Source organism: Sphingomonas fuzhouensis (genome assembly GCF_034659795.1).
GTDB lineage: Bacteria > Pseudomonadota > Alphaproteobacteria > Sphingomonadales > Sphingomonadaceae > Sphingomonas > Sphingomonas fuzhouensis.
On record NZ_JAXSQY010000003.1, the window covers coordinates 158733 to 174302 of the forward strand.

Sequence of the window (15570 nt, forward strand, 5' to 3'; positions counted from 1 at the left end):
AGTGCACCTTTGCACCTTGTCATCTGTAATGCCCCCGAGTTCATTTGTGGGTTTAGCGGGCAATGGTAAAATCGGACTTAAATATGGAGGGCCATTGACGAAAATGGTGCCTGATCGCGCAGCGAGCGTGACGCGACAAAAAATCGTCTTTCGATGTCAGCATTTTGCGACATATCACCGGCCGCCGACGGCCGATCGCGCACGCCCTTTGGCAGGCCCGCACGCAGGACGCACGGCCTGTTCGACCGGCGCGCTCCTGCAAATTCCATCGATCGTGGGATATGCGGCGCGCCGCGAATCACCTATTCGGCGAACAGGGCGCCCGCTTCCTCGACGCTCAAGTCGATGCCGAACATCAGGCTCAACCGCATCCGATAGACCCGCGGGTCGGTGATCGTCCCGGCGGTTTCGTCCTGTCCCACCCGGCGGCGATAATGCCGGTCGGTCAGCGTGGCGAACCCGCGCGGCAGGATGATGCTGACGATCGTCGCCTGACGGAAACGGCTGGCCTCGGCGGTCGAAGTCCAGTGATTGCCCATTGCCAGATCGGCGTCCCACACATGATCGGTGGTGAAGCTATATTGCGGCTCCCACCCCTCGCCCGTCGCGCGGCCGTCGGTCAGCCCCGGATGGCCGTCGCGCAGCAGCATCCAGCCATGCTGGACATCGCGGGTCAGCCGGAAGCGCGCGCCGTCGGGCGCGGTCATCTCGGCCCCTTCGACCAGCGGCATGGGCGGCGAATAGCTGCCCCCAAAGCCTGCATCGGCGATCCAGTCCTGGCCGTCGATATGGACGAGGCTGAGCGTATGGGTGGTCGGCGGCACGTCGGTCGCGCGCAGCCAGACCCGCGCGAGCAGCGGCCGTGCGGAAAAGCCATGCGCGGCCAGCGCGTCGAGGAACAGCCGGTTCTGCTCGAAGCAATAACCGCCGCGCTTGGCCGTCACCAGCTTGGCAAAGACGCCCGCACTGTCGATCGCGATGGGCCGGCCGAGCCGGACATCGATATTCTCGAACGGGATCGCCTGGCGATGCGCCCATTGCAGCCGCCCCAGCCCCTCGGCATCGACGGTCACGCGCGAGGGCAGAGCGATACGGGCGAGATAGGAATCGAGATCGAACATGCGCCCGTCCTTTAAGCGGCCGAACCGGAATTGTCGAAGGGGGCTGGTCGCGTCCCCCGCCCCCTTCTGTCCCTGCGCGCGAGGGGATATAGGCGACATCGATCATGACCTTTCCCCCTGAAGACCCGACCCTGCCCTTCGGCCCCGATGCGATCCGCGTCGCCGCGTCCGTGATCCTGGACGGCGGCATCGTCACGGTGCCGACCGAGACGGTCTATGGCCTGGCCGCCGACGCGACCGATGCGAAAGGCGTGGCGCGCATCTATACCGCCAAGGGGCGGCCCTCGTTCAACCCGCTGATCGTCCATGTCGCCGATCTGGCGGCCGCGCGGGCGCTGGCGGATTTCGACGACGACGCACTCGCATTGGCCCATGCCTTCTGGCCGGGGCCGCTGACGCTGGTGCGTCCGCTCAAGGCCGGGGCGGGCATCGCCTCGCTGGTGACGGCGGGGCTGGACACGGTCGCGATCCGGGTGCCGCGTCACCGCGCGATGCAGGCGCTGCTGGTCGAGACGGGCCGCCCGCTCGCCGCCCCGTCCGCCAATGCCAGCGGCGGGATCAGCCCGACCCGCGCCGCCCATGTCCGTGCCAGCCTGGGCCCCGCCGTCCCGGTGATCGACGACGGTGCGACCGAGGCGGGACTGGAATCGACCATCGTCGCGGGCCGGACCATCCTTCGCCCCGGCCCGGTAACGGCGGCCATGCTGGCGCAGGTGCTGGGCAATGTGGAGCAAGGCCCCGACACGCCCGCGATCGTCACCGCACCGGGCCAGCTCGCCAGCCATTATGCGCCGCGCAAGCCCCTGCGGCTGAACGTGCGACACGCGGCGGCGGACGAGTGGCTGATCGGCTTCGGCGCGGTTCGGGGGCAGGACACGCTGTCGGACAGCGGCGATCCGGTGGAAGCGGCGGCGCGCCTGTTCGATGCGCTTCACCGCGCCGATGCCAGCGATTGTCCACGGCTGGCGGTGGCGCCAATCGCTGGGACGGGGATCGGCGAAGCGATCAACGACCGCCTCCGCCGCGCGGCGACGCGATAGCCTTACGCGGTCACCGCCTTCGACCGTGCGGCGAAGCTCTTGCGCAGCTTCTGGAGCTTGGGCGGGATCACCGCCATGCAATAGGGGTTCGACCGCCCCGACGTTTCCCAATAATCCTGGTGATAATCCTCGGCGGGATACCACTCGGCCATCGGCTCGATCGTGGTGACGACCGGCTTGTCCAGCCCGGCCTGGGCGCGCTCGATCGCGGCCTTCATCGCCGCTTCCTGCGTCTCGTCTGCCGGGAACATCGCCGAGCGGTACTGCGTGCCGACGTCGTTGCCCTGCCGGTTGAGCTGCGTCGGGTCATGCGTCGCGAAATAAATGTCGAGCAGATCGTCCAGCGCCAGTTGCTGGGGATCGAACCCGATGCGGATCGCCTCGGCATGGCCGGTGTCGCCGCCGCACACCTGCTTATAGGTCGGGTTGGGCACATTGCCGCCGATATAGCCGCTTTCGACCGATTCGACGCCGATCACGTCCTTGAACACCGCCTCGGTGCACCAGAAACATCCGCCGGCCAGCGTTACATATTCGGTCACTCGGAATCTCCTTGTCGTCTTGTATGCTTAGATAGGAAGCGGCTAGGCGACGGCAATCCAAGGCTTGAGGGCAAAACGTGATGGCGACGATCGACGGCAAGGTGATGGTGACCGGCGGGGCCGGTTATATCGGCAGCCATGCCGTGCTGGCGCTGCTGGACGCGGGCCATGAGGTCGTCGTGCTCGACAATCTCGTCACCGGCTTCGACTGGGCGGTCGATCCCCGCGCGTCGCTGGTCGTGGCGAATGTCGCCGACGACGAGGCGGTGCGCGCCGCGATCCGCGAGCATAAGGTCCGCGCGATCATGCATTTCGCCGGTTCGGTCGTCGTACCCGAGTCGGTCAGCGATCCGCTCAAATATTATCGCAACAACACCGCCGCCAGCCGCTCGCTGATCGAGAGCGCCGTGGCCGAGGGCGTCGCGCATTTCATTTTCTCCTCGACCGCCGCCACCTATGGCACGCCGGAAAAGGTCCCGGTCGCCGAGAATGATCCCAAGGCCCCGATCAACCCCTATGGCATGTCCAAGCTGATGACCGAGATCATGCTGAAGGACGTCGCCGCCGCGCATCCGATCAACTATTGCGCGCTGCGTTATTTCAACGTCGCGGGCGCCGATCCCCAGGGACGCTCCGGCCAGTCGACGGTTGGTGCGACCCATCTCATCAAGATCGCGGTCGAAGCGGCGATCGGCAAGCGCGAGGCGGTCGGCGTCTATGGCACCGACTTCGCCACCCGCGACGGCACCGGCGTACGCGACTATATCCACGTCTCCGACCTCGCCGCCGCGCATGTCGCCGCGCTCGAACTACTGGTCGAGCGGCCGGGCGAGAGCCACACGCTGAATTGCGGCTATGGCCGGGGCTTCTCGGTGCTGGAGGTGCTCGACGCGGTCGACCGCGTGACCAACCGGACGATCGAGCGTCGGATGGAGGGCCGCCGCGCGGGCGACCCGGCCGAGCTGGTCGCCGACAATAGCGCGATCCTGGCCACCCTGCCCTGGCGGCCCGAGCGCGACAATCTGGAGGGCATCGTCCGCGACGCCCTGGCCTGGGAGCGCAAGCTGGCCGAAATGGGCCGCTAAGCGAGGATGCCGCTGCGCTCGCTCCTGTTCGTGCCGGGCGACCGGCCCGACCGGATGGCCAAGGCCATGGGGGTGGGCGCGGATGCGCTGATCCTCGACCTGGAGGATGCGGTCGCCCCCGATGCCAAGCCGCGCGCGCGGGAGGCGGTGGCGCAGTTCCTGGCCCAGCCTAGGGGCGACGTGCGGCTGTTCGTGCGGATCAACCCGATCGACGGACCGCTGGCGGCGGAGGATCTGGCGGCCATCGTCCCCGCCCAGCCCGACGGCATCGTCCTGCCCAAGGCGGAAGGGCTGGTCAGCCTGCATGCGTTGGCGGCGCGCGGGGTCACCCATATCCCCATCCTGCCGATCGCGACCGAAACCCCGACCGCCCTGTTCCGGCTACACGAATATGCGGGGTCCAGCCTGAAGCTGGCCGGCCTGACCTGGGGGGCCGAAGACCTGCCCGCGGCCATCGGGGCAACCACGTCGCGCGAGGCGGACGGCAGCTATACCGCGCCCTATCAGCTGGCGCGCTCGCTGACCCTGTTCGGGGCCCATGCCGCCGGGGTCGCGGCGATCGAAACCGTCTATCCCGATTTCCGCGATCTGGAGGGGCTGGCCGCCTATGCCGTGCGGGGCAATCGCGACGGTTTTACCGGCATGATGGCGATCCACCCTGCCCAGGTGCCGGTCATCAACGCGGCCTTCACACCCTCGGCTGCGGACCTGGCGCGGGCCCAGGCGATCATCGACCTGTTCGAGGCGAATCCGGGCGCGGGCGCACTGCAACTGGACGGCAAGATGGTCGATGCGCCGCACCTGAAGGCAGCCTTGGCGTTACGCGCGCGCGCCGTGCCATGATGCGCGGGCGGCCGCCGTCGCCCACCACCAGCCCAGCGCCCAGAGCGTGCCGAAACACCATCCCGCCGCCACGTCGGACGGCCAGTGGACACCCAGATAGATACGGCTGGCCCCGATCGCACCGACCAGCAGCACCGCGAGCAGGACGATCACCAGTCGCAACCGCCGATGCTGCGTCGCCTGGGTCGCGAGCGCGGCCAGCGTCAGATAGACCATCGCGCTGCCCGCCGCATGGCCGCTGGGAAAGCTGGCATTATGGACATCGACCCAATGCGGCACCAGGTCGGGCCGGGCGCGCGACACAATATGCTTGACCAGCGTCACCACCGCGCCGCCGCTGATCCCGGACGCCGCAGTCGCGATGGCGGTCAGCCACCATCCCCGTGCCAGCAACAGCATCGTCGCGCCGCCCACCATCAGGATCAGGACCGGCACGCTGCCCAGCGCGGTGAAGTCGACCGCCGCCTTGCGCAACGCCTCCGACCGGGCATGCGTCCGCACGCCGGTCAGGATCGCCCGGTCCCAGGCGAAGGGCCAGTGATCCACCGCCAGCCCGATCAACAGCAACAGGGCCAGCGCCAGCGCCCCCGCCGCGACGCCCCGCAGTGCGATGGGCATGGTCGAAAGATGCGGCGGCGTGGCCGCGCCCGATTCGGGTTGGTCCTCGCCGCCGGATAGATCACGCATTCCGTCACGCATTTCAGGGGCTTGATCGGTCATGATGCTGCTGTCGCCATGGGTACGGCTCTGGAGGGGCGCAGCCGAAAGTGCAAGCGCATCGGGGATCGGGACCGCGATCCGGGCCCACGCACCGACCGCTATCTCTTTGATCCAGCTACAGGTATCCCGCACGCCACCGGTTCGATCATGCTTATTCGAAAAATGGGTTTGTCTGTTAACCGATTTTGTTTCATAAATGAGGCACGCCAACGTGAATGATTGGCGGGAGAGGACTGCCACCATGAACGAACATGCCATTTCGCCCGTCGATCGCCTGATGATCCTGACCATCGGTGCGGTGTCGAGCTGGCTGGCGGTCGGCGGTGTCGCCTTTGGCGCGTCGAAGCTGATCCAGCACCTGTTCTGATCATCCAGTCACACGGTCCCCGCCCCCGATAAGGCGGTCGGGGATCGTCATGTCGCATCCGCCGCAAGCGGTCAGGGACGACGACGCCCAGGCCAGTTGCGCCGATAAAGCGCCGCCCCCCGCGCTCCCCTTACATCGCACCCAATCAGACGATCGACGCTATCGGCCGCACCGTCACCCGAAACCGCGTCGCGCGCATCGGACTGGACGCGCCCGGCATAAGCCGCGATACCGCGCCGAGCGCGCCCTTCGTCACCCGGCGCCTGGAAGAGTTGAAGTGTCCCAGTCCCAGCCCCCCGTCATCGTCCTGGTCCGCCCGCAACTGGGCGAGAATATCGGCAAGGCCGCACGCGCCATGCTCAATTTCGGGCTGGTCGAGATGCGCCTCGTCACCCCGCGCGACGGCTGGCCCAATCCGCAGGCCGGGCCCGCCGCCTCGGGCGCGGACATCGTGCTGGAACAGGCCAAAGTCTATGAAAGCGTCGCCGAGGCGGTCGCCGATTGCTCGCAGGTCTATGCGACCACCGTCCGCAAGCGCGGCGTGACCAAGCCGGTCGTGACCCCGGAAGAGGCGGCGCGGGAAATCCATGCCGATACGGTCGGCCGTGCGGCCTATCTGTTCGGCCCCGAACGCTCCGGCCTGGAAACCGATGATGTCGCCATCGCGCGCAAGATCGTGACCGTGCCGATCAACCCGGAATTCGGCAGCCTGAACCTCGCCCAGGCGGTGATCCTGATCGCCTATGAATGGTCGAAGGGCGTCGAACTGGCCCAGCCGCCCGAAGTCGAACTGCCCGAGGTCGCGCCGCAAAGCGAGCTGGACGGGATGATCGGCCAGTTGGAGGATATGCTGGAGGGTGCCGGGTTCTTCTTTCCGCCCGATCGGACGCCTGCGAGCAAGCGCACGCTACGCACCCTGCTGACCAAGCCCGGCTGGTCGAGCCAGGAGGTGCGGACGCTACGTGGGGTTCTGTCGACCCTGGCACGTCCACGCGCGCGGTGATCTTGCCCCCTTTATCGTTCGTGATACTCTGACAGTATCGGACAAGAAAAAAGGGGGTATCGATGCTGTTTATGGTTCTCGCACTTCAAGCCGCACCGGCGTCTGTTCCGGCCGCCACGCCTCCCAAGGACAAGATCATCTGCAAGAAGATCCAGGAGACCGGGTCATTTCTTAAGACGCACAAGACCTGCCTGACGGCGCAGCAATGGCGGCGGTCGAGCGAAAACAATCAGGGCGCGGCACGCGGCGTGGTCGGCGCCGGCACCGGCATTCCGGGCGCCAATACGGTATCGGGCAACGGCGAGTAACCGCCCTATCCGTCACCGGCGGTCGAACGCCGCCAGTTCGTAAGCGATCGAGCCTTCGACCAGCGTTTCCCAGATGTCGGCCACTACCGCCTCGGGCACGCCCAGTCGTTTGGCCTCGGCACGGGCCTGTTGGATGACCTGGGTCTTGCGATCCTCGTCGCGCACCCGGTCGCGGGTCGGTTTGATCCGCGCGGCAGCGTCCATATAGGCGAAGCGGCGCGCGAGCAGCGCCACCAGCTCGCGGTCGAGCTGGTCCACGCCCGCGCGGACCTCCGCCATGGTGGTGCAATCGGGTCCGGCGAGAATCTGGGTCATGCCCCGGCTCTGCCGGGCGCGGCGCGCCCTGTCCAGTGCGGCTTGCCGATCCCCCCGACCGGGAATAGCATAAGTACCCGTTCCAATTGGGAGATAGGACGATGCTGACCCCGTTGTTGCTGCTGGCGCTTGCCGGTCAACAGGCCGAACCGACGCCGACGCCGGTGAAGGAAAAGAAGATCTGCCGCGTGCAGGAAACCACGGGCTCGCGCCTTTCGGCCAAGCGTATCTGCAAGACCCAGGCGGAATGGGACGAAATCGCCGCCAATGCCCGCAACGATGTGGAAAGCGCGACGGGTCGGATGAACACGGCCAACGGCCGCTGACCGCCGCTTCGCTTGACTCGGGGCCGCCCCTCGTCTAGGCGCGCCCCTTCGCAATTGCCCCCGCATCCCGGTGAAGCGGTGGGCCTGCGCTTGTCCCCATAAAGGCTTGCATGGTGCGATACCGGGACCAACGTCGTTCGTAATTGCCAAGGATTATACATGTCGAAGCGTCAGAGCGCGAAGTACAAGCTCGATCGCCGTATGGGCGAGAACATCTGGGGCCGCCCCAAGAGCCCCGTCAACAAGCGTGAATATGGCCCCGGCCAGCACGGTCAGCGTCGCAAGGGCAAGATGTCGGACTTCGGTCTGCAGCTGCGCGCCAAGCAGAAGCTGAAGGGCTATTATGGCGACGTGACCGAGAAGCAGTTCAAGGCCTGCTACCAGGAAGCCGCCCGTATGAAGGGCGACACCTCGCAGAACCTGATCGGCCTGCTCGAGCAGCGCCTGGACATGATCGTGTACCGCGCCAAGTTCGCGCCGACGATCTTCGCCGCGCGCCAGCTGGTCAGCCACGGCCACATCCGCGTCAACGGCGTGAAGTGCAACATCGCGTCGCGTCGCTGCTTCGTCGGCGACGAAATCTCGCTGGGTTCGAAGGCGACCGAAATGGCGCTGGTCATGGAAGCACAGCAGCTCGCCGAGCGTGAAGTGCCCGACTATGTCACCGCCGACGGCAACACCAAGGTCGCGCTGACCCGCATCCCGACCCTGGACGAGGTGCCCTATCCGGTGAAGATGGAACCGAACCTGGTCGTCGAATTCTATTCGCGCTAAGTTTTCGGGTTCTACCGAATATGAAAAGGCGGTCCTTCGGGGCCGCCTTTTTTGTTTGCGCCTCGCTTGCCGGATATCAGGGGCGCGCGCATACTCCGCCCATTCAAAGGGGAGGGTATCGATGCGCCTGGGTTTGATCGCCGTTGCGGCACTGACGATGACGACCGCCGCCACCGCCCAGACGGCCGAACAGGGGCGCTATTCCGGCCAGCTTCGCACGATGCTGACCGCCGTCGCGGGCGGCACCTGCCCCGAGGCGCTGATGGGCGAGGAACTGCTCAAGGCCTGTCGCCAACAATTGCCGCAAATGGGTCCGGCCCTGAGAACGGCAGGCGCGATCCAATCGATGACGTTCGACAAGGCGCAAGACGCGAACGGGCAGCGGTACGAGAAATACACCGTCACCTATGCGAACGGCAAATCCACGGCCTGGGTGATCGGCGGCCTGAAGGACGGCAAATTCGAGTCCGTCTATTCCCTGGGCGACTGACCGGCCGCCGCCCAGAAGCATGGCGTTGCAGGACCGCTTCATGATCGCCACGTGACGGCTCGCCCCCCGCCTGGCACGCTTGCCCCGCCGGCCCTCGCCGGGCACAACATCCCAAAACATAAGGGGAATGTTCGTCATGCGCCGTCTGGTCCTATTGTCTCTCCTGCTGTCCGGCACCGTCATGGCGCAGGAGCGGCCCGCCATCTCGGTCGATACGCTGAAGACCGTGACGCAAGTCCTGTCCTCCGACGAATATGAAGGCCGCGCGCCGACCACCCCGGCCGAGGACAAGACGGTCGCCTATATCATCGACCGCTTTCAAAAGGCGGGGCTGAAACCCGGTGACAAGGGCCGCTGGACCCAGGACGTGCCGATGGTCGAGATCACCGCGACCGACGTCCAGCCCTTCACCGTCAAAGACCCAGATGCACCGGGGCGCGCGCCCATCCCGCTGGCCTATCGAACCGACATGGTCGTCGGCACCTATCGCGTGACCCCGCGCATCGATGTGAAGAACAGTGAACTGGTCTTTGTCGGCTATGGCATCACCGCGCCCGAAAAGGGCTGGGACGATTATGCCGGGGTCGATGTGCGCGGCAAGACGGTGGTCATCCTCATCAACGACGCCGACTGGCAGACCATGGGACGCGAGGGCCCGTTCGAGGGGCGGGCGATGACCTGGTATGGCCGCTGGCCCTACAAGTTCGAAAATGCCGCCAGGCACGGCGCCGCCGCCGCGCTCATCATCCACCAGACCGAGCCCGCCGCCTACCCTTGGGCAGTGGTGCAATCCTCCTGGACCGGGCCGCAGCTCGAACTGGACGAGCCGGGCGACCATCAGGACCAGAGCCAGATCATCGGCTGGCTGCAACAGCCGGTCGCCGAGCGCATCCTGAAAGCGGCGGGCCGCGACCTCGCCACGCTGACCAAGGCGGCGCAGACCAAGGGGTTCAAGGCGGTGCCGTTGGGCCTGACCCTGTCAGGCGGTTTCACCAACACCATCCGGCGTCAGGCATCGAAGAACGTCATCGGCGTGCTGCCCGGCACCACCGAGCCGGACGATTACGTGCTTTATTCGGCGCATTGGGACCATCTGGGCCGCTGCGACGCGGTGGACGGCGACGATATCTGCAACGGCGCGCTCGACAATGCGACCGGCGTCGCGGGCCTCGTCGCACTGGCCGAGGCGCAAGCCAAGGCGGGACCGGCCAAGCGCTCGATCGCGTTCCTGGCGGTGACGGCGGAGGAAAGCGGGCTGCTCGGCTCGGCCTATTATGCGCAGCATCCGGTCTTTCCGCTCGCGCACACCGTGGGGGGCGTGAACATGGACGGGCTGAACGTCACCGGCCGATCGAAGGACTTCGTGCTGGTCGGCAAGGGCAAGTCCGAGATCGAGGACATCGCCAAGGCCCTGGTCACCGCACAAGGCCGCTATATCGGCGAAGAGGCCAATCCGGAACGCGGCAGCTATTACCGCTCCGACCATTTCTCCTTTGCCAAACTGGGCGTGCCGATGCTCGACGGCGGGTCGGGGCAGGACAAGGTGATGGGCGGCGTCGCGGCGGGCAAGGCGGCGACGGAGGACTATGTCGCGCACCGCTATCACAAGCCATCGGACGAATATGATCCCAACTGGGATTGGTCGGGCGCGGTCGAGGATTTGACGGTCTATTATCAATTGGGCAGGACGCTGGCCGACCGGCCGGGCCTGTGGCCCAACTGGTATCCCACCGCCGAATTTCGCACCATTCGCGATCAAAGCAGGAAGAACGTCCAGTGACCACGCCAACCGTGACCACGCCCGCTGTGACCATGCCCCCGGCGCCCGAATGGGCCCCGCATGACGCCGTATGGATCGGCTTTCCCAGCCACCCGGAATTGTGGGAAGACGATCTGGAGCCCGCGCGCGAGGAAGTGCTGGCCTTTGCCCGCGCCGTCCATGCCGATGGCCGGGGCGAGCGGGTGATCCTGGTCGCCGCCGATGGCGAGGCGGCCGATGCCGCGCGCAAGATGGCGGGTGATGCGGCCGAGGTCGTGGTCCAGCCCTTTGGCGATATCTGGCTGCGCGATACCGGCCCCATCATCACCGGCGACGGATCGGCCCGGCTGTTCGAATTCAACGGCTGGGGTGGCAAATACGACCTGCCCGGCGACGACACGGTCGGCGCGCGGCTGGCCGAGGATCGCGGGATTGCCGCCACACGCTGCGACTGGGTGCTGGAGGGTGGCGCGATCGACGGGGACGGCACCGGGCTGGTCGTGACGACGCGCCAGTGCCTGCTCAACCCCAATCGCAATCCCGATCTGAACGAGGGCGAGATCGCCGATCGCCTGGCCAAGGATCTGGGGCTGACCCGGATCGTCTGGCTGGGCAATGGGCTGCTCAACGATCATACCGACGGCCATGTCGACAATCTGGCGCGCTTCGTCGGCCCCAACCGCATCGCCATCCCCGAAGCGGCCGAGAATGATCCCAATTGGCAGGTCTATGCCGCCGCCAGGCGCGATGCGCTGGCCGCCGGTCTGGAGGTGGTCGCCATCCCCTCCCCCGGCCGCGTGCTGCGCGACGAAGAGATCGTGCCCGCCAGCTATATGAACTTCTATATCGGCAATGCCGCGGTCGTCGTGCCGCTCTATGGCAGCGAGAATGACGAAGCGGGTGTTGCCGCCATCCAGGCGATCTTCCCCGACCGTGCGGTCGTCGGCCTGCGCGCCGACGCGATCCTGACCGGCGGCGGCAGCTTCCACTGCATCTCGCAGCAGATTCCGGCCGCCGCCTGAACGCCGCGACCATGACCGGGCCCGCGCTTCCTCGGCGAAGCGCGGGCTTTTTCATGCCCGGTAGGAGGGCAAAATCTTTACCCGCGATAAACCTGCATCGGCGTACCAACCCCGATTATCATTCCAGCAGGGGAGTCATGCCTTGAAAGCCACGATAGACCTGCTCCGGGCTCAGCATGACGACATCGCACGCGCGGTCGACGATCTCCTGATGCTGTTCGACAAGAGCTATGTCGAGGCGGCCCCCCGCTTGGGACCAGCGCGCACGCGGATCGCCCAGGTCATCACAAAACACCTGAAAACCGAAGACGACGTATTGCTGACACCGCTACGCGAACGACGGCTGATGGCAAGTATTCCGGGATGCGAGGCGATCGTGGTCGAGACACGGGATCTGCGCCTGGCCTATTCCGAACATATCGGCGTGTGGACCGCACGCATGATCGAAGAGCGATGGCAGGACTATGTCATCGTGACGCGACAGCTCAACCGCCGCCTGATGGCGCTGTGCGATCGGAAGATGAAGAGTTTTTATCCGGTGGTCCTGCGTCACATCCTGTTCGATCCCGTGGCGATTCAGCCCCGATCGACGTGACGGGCGCTACGGTCTAGCATCGCCCTGCCTCAGATCAGGGGAGTCGCCATGACCGCCGTCCGATCCCTCCGCCATGCCGATCGTCCGTGGATGGCCGTGTTCGCCCCGCCGCTGGTCATTGCCGTTGCCGCCGCCCTGCTACGCCTGCCGATCGCGGCGGCTTATCCGCGCGTCGCGGCCCTGCTGTTCCTGTGGATCGCCTCCGACGCGATGATGCTGGGGCTGTTGGCGCGGACGCGGCGGCCCGGCTGGCAGGCGGGAATCGCCGCGATGGCGGCGGCGGGCATGGCGGTGTTCAGCCTGTCGCCGCCAACGGTCCGGGCGGCGTTGCTCGCCATGCCATGGGTCGTGGCGGTGCCGGTTATGGCGATCGGCCTGCATGGCGGCTGGGGTCTGTGGCGGGTGGCGGCGCGGGTCCGGCACTGGAACCGCGCCGATCCGGAGCGCTGGCTGGCCCTGCTGGGCGAAGTGCTCCCGCGACCGCTCCCGCGACTGGCGGTGGGCGAGGTCCGGCTGCTCCATCTGGCGCTGTTCCGCTGGGGCGCGGCACCCGATATACCGGCGGGGGCGCGGGGCTTTGCCTATCACCGCCATCTCCAGCCGATGATGATCGCGCTGCTGTTGCTGTCCGGTATCGAGATCGGCGTCACCCATCTGCTCGTCGCGCATTGGAGCCGGACGGCGGCGCTGGTTCTGTTCGTGCTCAGCGATGTGTCGCTTCTCTATCTGATCGGCCTTATCAAATCGCTGCGGCTGTCGCCGATCCTGTTGACCGAGACGGGCGTGCGGCTTCGCGCCGGGCTGCTGGTCGACCGCACCATTCCCTATGCCGCGATCGCCGGAGTGGAGGCGCATCCCGATGGCGATAGCGTCCGCGCGCCCGATAGCTGGAACATCGCGCTGCTCGCCTGGCCCAATATCCTGCTTCGCCTGTCCACGCCCCAGCCGCCACGATCGCGATGGCGGCGCGAGCCGGTGCGCGCGGTGGCGCTGCGGCTCGACGCGCCCGGCCCCTTTCTCGACGCCTTGCGTGCGCGGTTGGGCGCGGAAGCGGGGTGACGCCCGGCGCTTGAGCCATTAAAGGGCGGGGCATGACCCAGATCACCGTCGCCGCGCTGCAACTGGCCTTCACCGCCGATATCGACCGCAACATCGCCGAGGTTTCGCGCCTCGTCCGTGAGGCGGCCGGCCAAGGCGCGCAGGTGATCCTGCCGCCCGAATTGTTCGAGGGCGAGTATTTCTGTCGCGTCGAGGACGAAGGGCTGTTCACCAACGCCAAGCCGACCGCCGAGCATCAGGCCGTCCGCGCGATGCAGCAACTCGCGGCCGAGCTGAAGGTGCATATCCCGACCAGCTTCTTCGAGGCGGACGGCCCGCACCATTATAACTCGCTGGCGATGATCGGACCGGACGGCAAGGTCGCGGGCGTCTATCGCAAGAGCCATATCCCGGACGGACCGGGCTATGAGGAGAAATTCTATTTCCGCCCCGGCAATACCGGGTTCAAGGTGTGGGACGGCCCCGCCACCAAGCTGGGCGTCGGCATCTGCTGGGACCAATGGTATCCCGAGACGGCGCGCGCGATGATGCTGATGGGCGCCGAAATCCTGTTCTACCCGACCGCGATCGGCAGCGAGCCGCATGACGACAGCCTCGACACCGCCCGCCTGTGGCGCCGTGCGATGGTCGGCCATGCGGTCTCCAACGTCGTGCCGATCGTCGCCGCCAACCGCGTCGGTTGCGAGCATGGCCAGACCTTCTACGGCACCAGCTTCATCTGCGACGAGCGCGGCGACATCCTGGCCGAGCTGGACCGTGAGGAAGAGGGGGTGATCGTCGCCACGCTCGATATCGACCGGGTCAAGCGCCACCGCGCCGCCTTCGGCTTTTTCCGCGACCGGCGGCCGGAGCTGTACGGGCGGCTGGTGCAGGATATCTGACGCAAATTCCTCCCCTGGAAGGGGAGGTGGTAGCGCGTAGCGCTGACGGAGGGGTGTCGCGCTATCGAGAGGGGGCTGCCCCTCCACCACCGCTGCACGGCGGTCCCCCTCCCCAAGCGAGCTTGGGGAGGATGGTTCAGCCCCGCAACTCCACCGCGCGTGCGAACACGGCCTCGAACATCTCGGGCGTCAGGCGTCCGGTATTCTGGTTGTAGCGTGAGCAGTGATAGCTATCGAGCACCACCGGCCCGCCCGGCATCCGGTGTTCGGCCAGATGCGCGAATCGCGCTTTGGGCAGGCGGCCGCCCAGCGCCTTGACCACCGACTGATGCGCGATCTGGCCCAGCGCGATGACCACTCGCAGCTTGGGCAGCGCGGCGAGTTCCTGCTCCAGGAACGACCGGCAGGTGCGAACTTCATCGGGCGTCGGCTTGTTTTCGGGCGGCAGGCATTTGACCGCGTTCAGGATCACCGCGCCGTTCAGCGTCAGCCCGTCATCGACCTTCGCCGCGAACGCGCCCTCGGCCAGACCGAATTTGGCGAGCGTGCCATAGAGCAGCGGCCCCGCGCCATCGCCGGTAAAGGGACGGCCGGTGCGATGCGCGCCATGCTTGCCCGGCGCCAGGCCGACGACCGCCAGCCACGCCTCGCCGTCGCCGAACGGATAGACGGGGGCGTTCCACCAGCCGGGATATTCGGCGGCGACCGCGTGGCGGACCTCGACCAGCCGGGGACAGAGGGGGCAGTCGCGCGGCGGCTGAATCGGGACCAGGGGCGCGGGGATTACGGGAAAGGATGCGTCAGGCATCACGCTCGGGTAGTCGGGTGGCATGACGACGACAAGCTATGCCATCGCGCTGGGTTCCAACCGCCCGGGGCGGCATGGGGCCCCGCGCGACGAGATTCGCGCGGCGCTGGCGGCCCTGCCGGGTGTCTATGCCGTATCGCCGATCCTCACCACCGCGCCGCTCGGCCCCTCGATTCGCGCCTTCGCCAATGCCGCCGCCTTGGTCGAGAGTCCCCTCACCCCGCCGCAGATGCTGACGCAGCTGAAGGCGATTGAGCGCGCTTTCGGACGGCGACGGGGGCAACGCTGGGGCGCGCGGGTGATCGACCTGGACATCATCCTGTGGTCGGGGGGGCGATGGCGCTCGGCCGGGCTGGTCGTGCCGCACACGGCCTATGCGGCGCGCGACTTCGTGCTGCACCCGCTGGCCGCCATCGCCCCCGACTGGCGCGACCCGCGCGACGGCCGCTATGTGCGACATTTGCGACATGGTGTTGACCGCAGGCGTCCACGCCCCTAGGTCGCTTCCACCC

Annotated in this window: 20 protein-coding genes; 15 read left to right on the forward strand and 5 right to left on the reverse strand. The window is 66.9% G+C overall.

The features are described from left to right. Nucleotides 1–302 precede the first annotated feature (302 nt). The gene (locus tag U1H82_RS08880) at nt 303–1121 is read right to left on the reverse strand and encodes an arylamine N-acetyltransferase family protein (RefSeq protein ID WP_322964573.1); all 819 of its coding nucleotides are present in this window, start codon (nt 1119–1121) and stop codon (nt 303–305) included. Nucleotides 1122–1225: 104 nt separating this feature from the next. Here U1H82_RS08880 and U1H82_RS08885 point away from each other — a divergent pair, with 104 nt between their 5' ends. Continuing rightward, the gene (locus tag U1H82_RS08885; protein WP_322964574.1) at nt 1226–2161 is read left to right on the forward strand and encodes an L-threonylcarbamoyladenylate synthase; all 936 of its coding nucleotides are present in this window, start codon (nt 1226–1228) and stop codon (nt 2159–2161) included. A 2-nt stretch (nt 2162–2163) separates the two neighbouring features. Here U1H82_RS08885 and msrA read toward each other — a convergent pair whose 3' ends face one another. After that, on the reverse strand, nt 2164–2703 hold the full coding sequence (gene msrA, locus U1H82_RS08890) for a peptide-methionine (S)-S-oxide reductase MsrA (protein ID WP_322964575.1): 540 nt from the start codon (nt 2701–2703) through the stop codon (nt 2164–2166). Between the two features lie 80 nt (nt 2704–2783). On the opposite strand from msrA, the gene galE reads away from it, so the two are divergent. Together galE and U1H82_RS08900 are read left to right on the forward strand one after the other, a co-directional pair. Beyond that, nucleotides 2784–3788, forward strand: a complete 1005-nt coding sequence (gene galE, locus U1H82_RS08895; RefSeq protein ID WP_322964576.1) for a UDP-glucose 4-epimerase GalE — start codon at nt 2784–2786, stop codon at nt 3786–3788. 6 nt (nt 3789–3794) lie between these two features. Then, nucleotides 3795–4631 (forward strand): HpcH/HpaI aldolase/citrate lyase family protein, encoded by an 837-nt coding sequence (locus tag U1H82_RS08900; protein ID WP_322964577.1) that lies wholly within the window; start codon nt 3795–3797, stop codon nt 4629–4631. On the opposite strand, the gene U1H82_RS08905 is transcribed toward U1H82_RS08900, so the two are convergent. After that, nucleotides 4608–5351, reverse strand: coding sequence for a phosphatase PAP2 family protein (locus tag U1H82_RS08905; protein ID WP_322964578.1), 744 nt, complete (start codon nt 5349–5351; stop codon nt 4608–4610). The genes U1H82_RS08900 and U1H82_RS08905 overlap by 24 nt on opposite strands. A gap of 241 nt (nt 5352–5592) precedes the next feature. Here U1H82_RS08905 and U1H82_RS08910 point away from each other — a divergent pair, with 241 nt between their 5' ends. The 3 genes from U1H82_RS08910 to U1H82_RS08920 all read left to right on the forward strand — a co-directional run bounded on the left by U1H82_RS08910 (nt 5593) and on the right by U1H82_RS08920 (nt 7029). After that, on the forward strand, nt 5593–5718 hold the full coding sequence (locus U1H82_RS08910) for a hypothetical protein (protein WP_322964579.1): 126 nt from the start codon (nt 5593–5595) through the stop codon (nt 5716–5718). A gap of 277 nt (nt 5719–5995) precedes the next feature. After that, nucleotides 5996–6721: an RNA methyltransferase gene (locus tag U1H82_RS08915; RefSeq protein ID WP_322964580.1), complete on the forward strand. Its 726-nt coding sequence runs from the start codon at nt 5996–5998 to the stop codon at nt 6719–6721. 62 nt (nt 6722–6783) lie between these two features. Then, nucleotides 6784–7029, forward strand: a complete 246-nt coding sequence (locus U1H82_RS08920; protein WP_322964581.1) for a hypothetical protein — start codon at nt 6784–6786, stop codon at nt 7027–7029. 12 nt (nt 7030–7041) lie between these two features. Here U1H82_RS08920 and U1H82_RS08925 read toward each other — a convergent pair whose 3' ends face one another. After that, entirely contained in the window at nt 7042–7344 is a 303-nt protein-coding gene (locus U1H82_RS08925; RefSeq protein ID WP_322964582.1) for a chorismate mutase, read from the reverse strand. Nucleotides 7345–7445: 101 nt separating this feature from the next. Between U1H82_RS08925 and U1H82_RS08930 the strand changes: the two genes are divergently transcribed. The 8 genes from U1H82_RS08930 (at nt 7446) to aguB (ending at nt 14250) form a co-directional block, all read left to right on the forward strand. Continuing rightward, a complete protein-coding gene (locus U1H82_RS08930) occupies nt 7446–7670 on the forward strand; it encodes a hypothetical protein (RefSeq protein ID WP_322964583.1) in 225 nt (74 codons plus the stop codon). A 159-nt stretch (nt 7671–7829) separates the two neighbouring features. Further along, nucleotides 7830–8444 carry a 30S ribosomal protein S4 gene (gene rpsD, locus U1H82_RS08935; RefSeq protein WP_042490485.1) on the forward strand — a complete coding sequence of 205 codons (615 nt, stop codon included), beginning with the start codon at nt 7830–7832 and terminating at the stop codon, nt 8442–8444. A gap of 121 nt (nt 8445–8565) precedes the next feature. After that, a complete protein-coding gene (locus U1H82_RS08940; RefSeq protein ID WP_322964584.1) occupies nt 8566–8934 on the forward strand; it encodes a hypothetical protein in 369 nt (122 codons plus the stop codon). Nucleotides 8935–9070: 136 nt separating this feature from the next. After that, nucleotides 9071–10714: a M28 family metallopeptidase gene (locus tag U1H82_RS08945; protein WP_322964585.1), complete on the forward strand. Its 1644-nt coding sequence runs from the start codon at nt 9071–9073 to the stop codon at nt 10712–10714. 32 nt (nt 10715–10746) lie between these two features. Continuing rightward, nucleotides 10747–11715: an agmatine deiminase family protein gene (locus U1H82_RS08950; protein ID WP_322964772.1), complete on the forward strand. Its 969-nt coding sequence runs from the start codon at nt 10747–10749 to the stop codon at nt 11713–11715. Between the two features lie 142 nt (nt 11716–11857). Continuing rightward, nucleotides 11858–12310 carry a hypothetical protein gene (locus U1H82_RS08955; RefSeq protein ID WP_322964586.1) on the forward strand — a complete coding sequence of 151 codons (453 nt, stop codon included), beginning with the start codon at nt 11858–11860 and terminating at the stop codon, nt 12308–12310. 48 nt (nt 12311–12358) lie between these two features. Then, nucleotides 12359–13369 (forward strand): hypothetical protein, encoded by a 1011-nt coding sequence (locus U1H82_RS08960; RefSeq protein WP_322964587.1) that lies wholly within the window; start codon nt 12359–12361, stop codon nt 13367–13369. 32 nt (nt 13370–13401) lie between these two features. Then, nucleotides 13402–14250, forward strand: a complete 849-nt coding sequence (gene aguB, locus U1H82_RS08965; RefSeq protein WP_322964588.1) for an N-carbamoylputrescine amidase — start codon at nt 13402–13404, stop codon at nt 14248–14250. A 136-nt stretch (nt 14251–14386) separates the two neighbouring features. On the opposite strand, the gene U1H82_RS08970 is transcribed toward aguB, so the two are convergent. Continuing rightward, nucleotides 14387–15058 (reverse strand): uracil-DNA glycosylase, encoded by a 672-nt coding sequence (locus U1H82_RS08970; protein WP_322964589.1) that lies wholly within the window; start codon nt 15056–15058, stop codon nt 14387–14389. 22 nt (nt 15059–15080) lie between these two features. Here U1H82_RS08970 and folK point away from each other — a divergent pair, with 22 nt between their 5' ends. Continuing rightward, complete coding sequence (folK, locus tag U1H82_RS08975) at nt 15081–15557, forward strand: 2-amino-4-hydroxy-6-hydroxymethyldihydropteridine diphosphokinase (RefSeq protein ID WP_322964590.1); 477 nt, start codon at nt 15081–15083, stop codon at nt 15555–15557. The last annotated feature ends 13 nt before the right edge of the window (nt 15558–15570 follow it).

What these genes read in the sequence shown, in the direction of transcription:
- U1H82_RS08940 (WP_322964584.1), top strand. Translation starts at nt 8,566, where the DNA reads ATGCGCCTGGGTTTGATCGCCGTTGCGGCACTGACGATGACGACCGCC.
- aguB (WP_322964588.1), top strand. Translation starts at nt 13,402, where the DNA reads ATGACCCAGATCACCGTCGCCGCGCTGCAACTGGCCTTCACCGCCGAT.
- U1H82_RS08970 (WP_322964589.1), bottom strand. Translation starts at nt 15,058, where the DNA reads ATGCCTGACGCATCCTTTCCCGTAATCCCCGCGCCCCTGGTCCCGATT.
- rpsD (WP_042490485.1), top strand. Translation starts at nt 7,830, where the DNA reads ATGTCGAAGCGTCAGAGCGCGAAGTACAAGCTCGATCGCCGTATGGGC.
- U1H82_RS08960 (WP_322964587.1), top strand. Translation starts at nt 12,359, where the DNA reads ATGACCGCCGTCCGATCCCTCCGCCATGCCGATCGTCCGTGGATGGCC.
- U1H82_RS08900 (WP_322964577.1), top strand. Translation starts at nt 3,795, where the DNA reads ATGCCGCTGCGCTCGCTCCTGTTCGTGCCGGGCGACCGGCCCGACCGG.
- U1H82_RS08920 (WP_322964581.1), top strand. Translation starts at nt 6,784, where the DNA reads ATGCTGTTTATGGTTCTCGCACTTCAAGCCGCACCGGCGTCTGTTCCG.
- U1H82_RS08910 (WP_322964579.1), top strand. Translation starts at nt 5,593, where the DNA reads ATGAACGAACATGCCATTTCGCCCGTCGATCGCCTGATGATCCTGACC.
- U1H82_RS08950 (WP_322964772.1), top strand. Translation starts at nt 10,747, where the DNA reads ATGCCCCCGGCGCCCGAATGGGCCCCGCATGACGCCGTATGGATCGGC.
- galE (WP_322964576.1), top strand. Translation starts at nt 2,784, where the DNA reads ATGGCGACGATCGACGGCAAGGTGATGGTGACCGGCGGGGCCGGTTAT.
- U1H82_RS08905 (WP_322964578.1), bottom strand. Translation starts at nt 5,351, where the DNA reads ATGACCGATCAAGCCCCTGAAATGCGTGACGGAATGCGTGATCTATCC.
- folK (WP_322964590.1), top strand. Translation starts at nt 15,081, where the DNA reads ATGACGACGACAAGCTATGCCATCGCGCTGGGTTCCAACCGCCCGGGG.
- U1H82_RS08930 (WP_322964583.1), top strand. Translation starts at nt 7,446, where the DNA reads ATGCTGACCCCGTTGTTGCTGCTGGCGCTTGCCGGTCAACAGGCCGAA.
- U1H82_RS08880 (WP_322964573.1), bottom strand. Translation starts at nt 1,121, where the DNA reads ATGTTCGATCTCGATTCCTATCTCGCCCGTATCGCTCTGCCCTCGCGC.
- U1H82_RS08945 (WP_322964585.1), top strand. Translation starts at nt 9,071, where the DNA reads ATGCGCCGTCTGGTCCTATTGTCTCTCCTGCTGTCCGGCACCGTCATG.
- U1H82_RS08885 (WP_322964574.1), top strand. Translation starts at nt 1,226, where the DNA reads ATGACCTTTCCCCCTGAAGACCCGACCCTGCCCTTCGGCCCCGATGCG.
- U1H82_RS08925 (WP_322964582.1), bottom strand. Translation starts at nt 7,344, where the DNA reads ATGACCCAGATTCTCGCCGGACCCGATTGCACCACCATGGCGGAGGTC.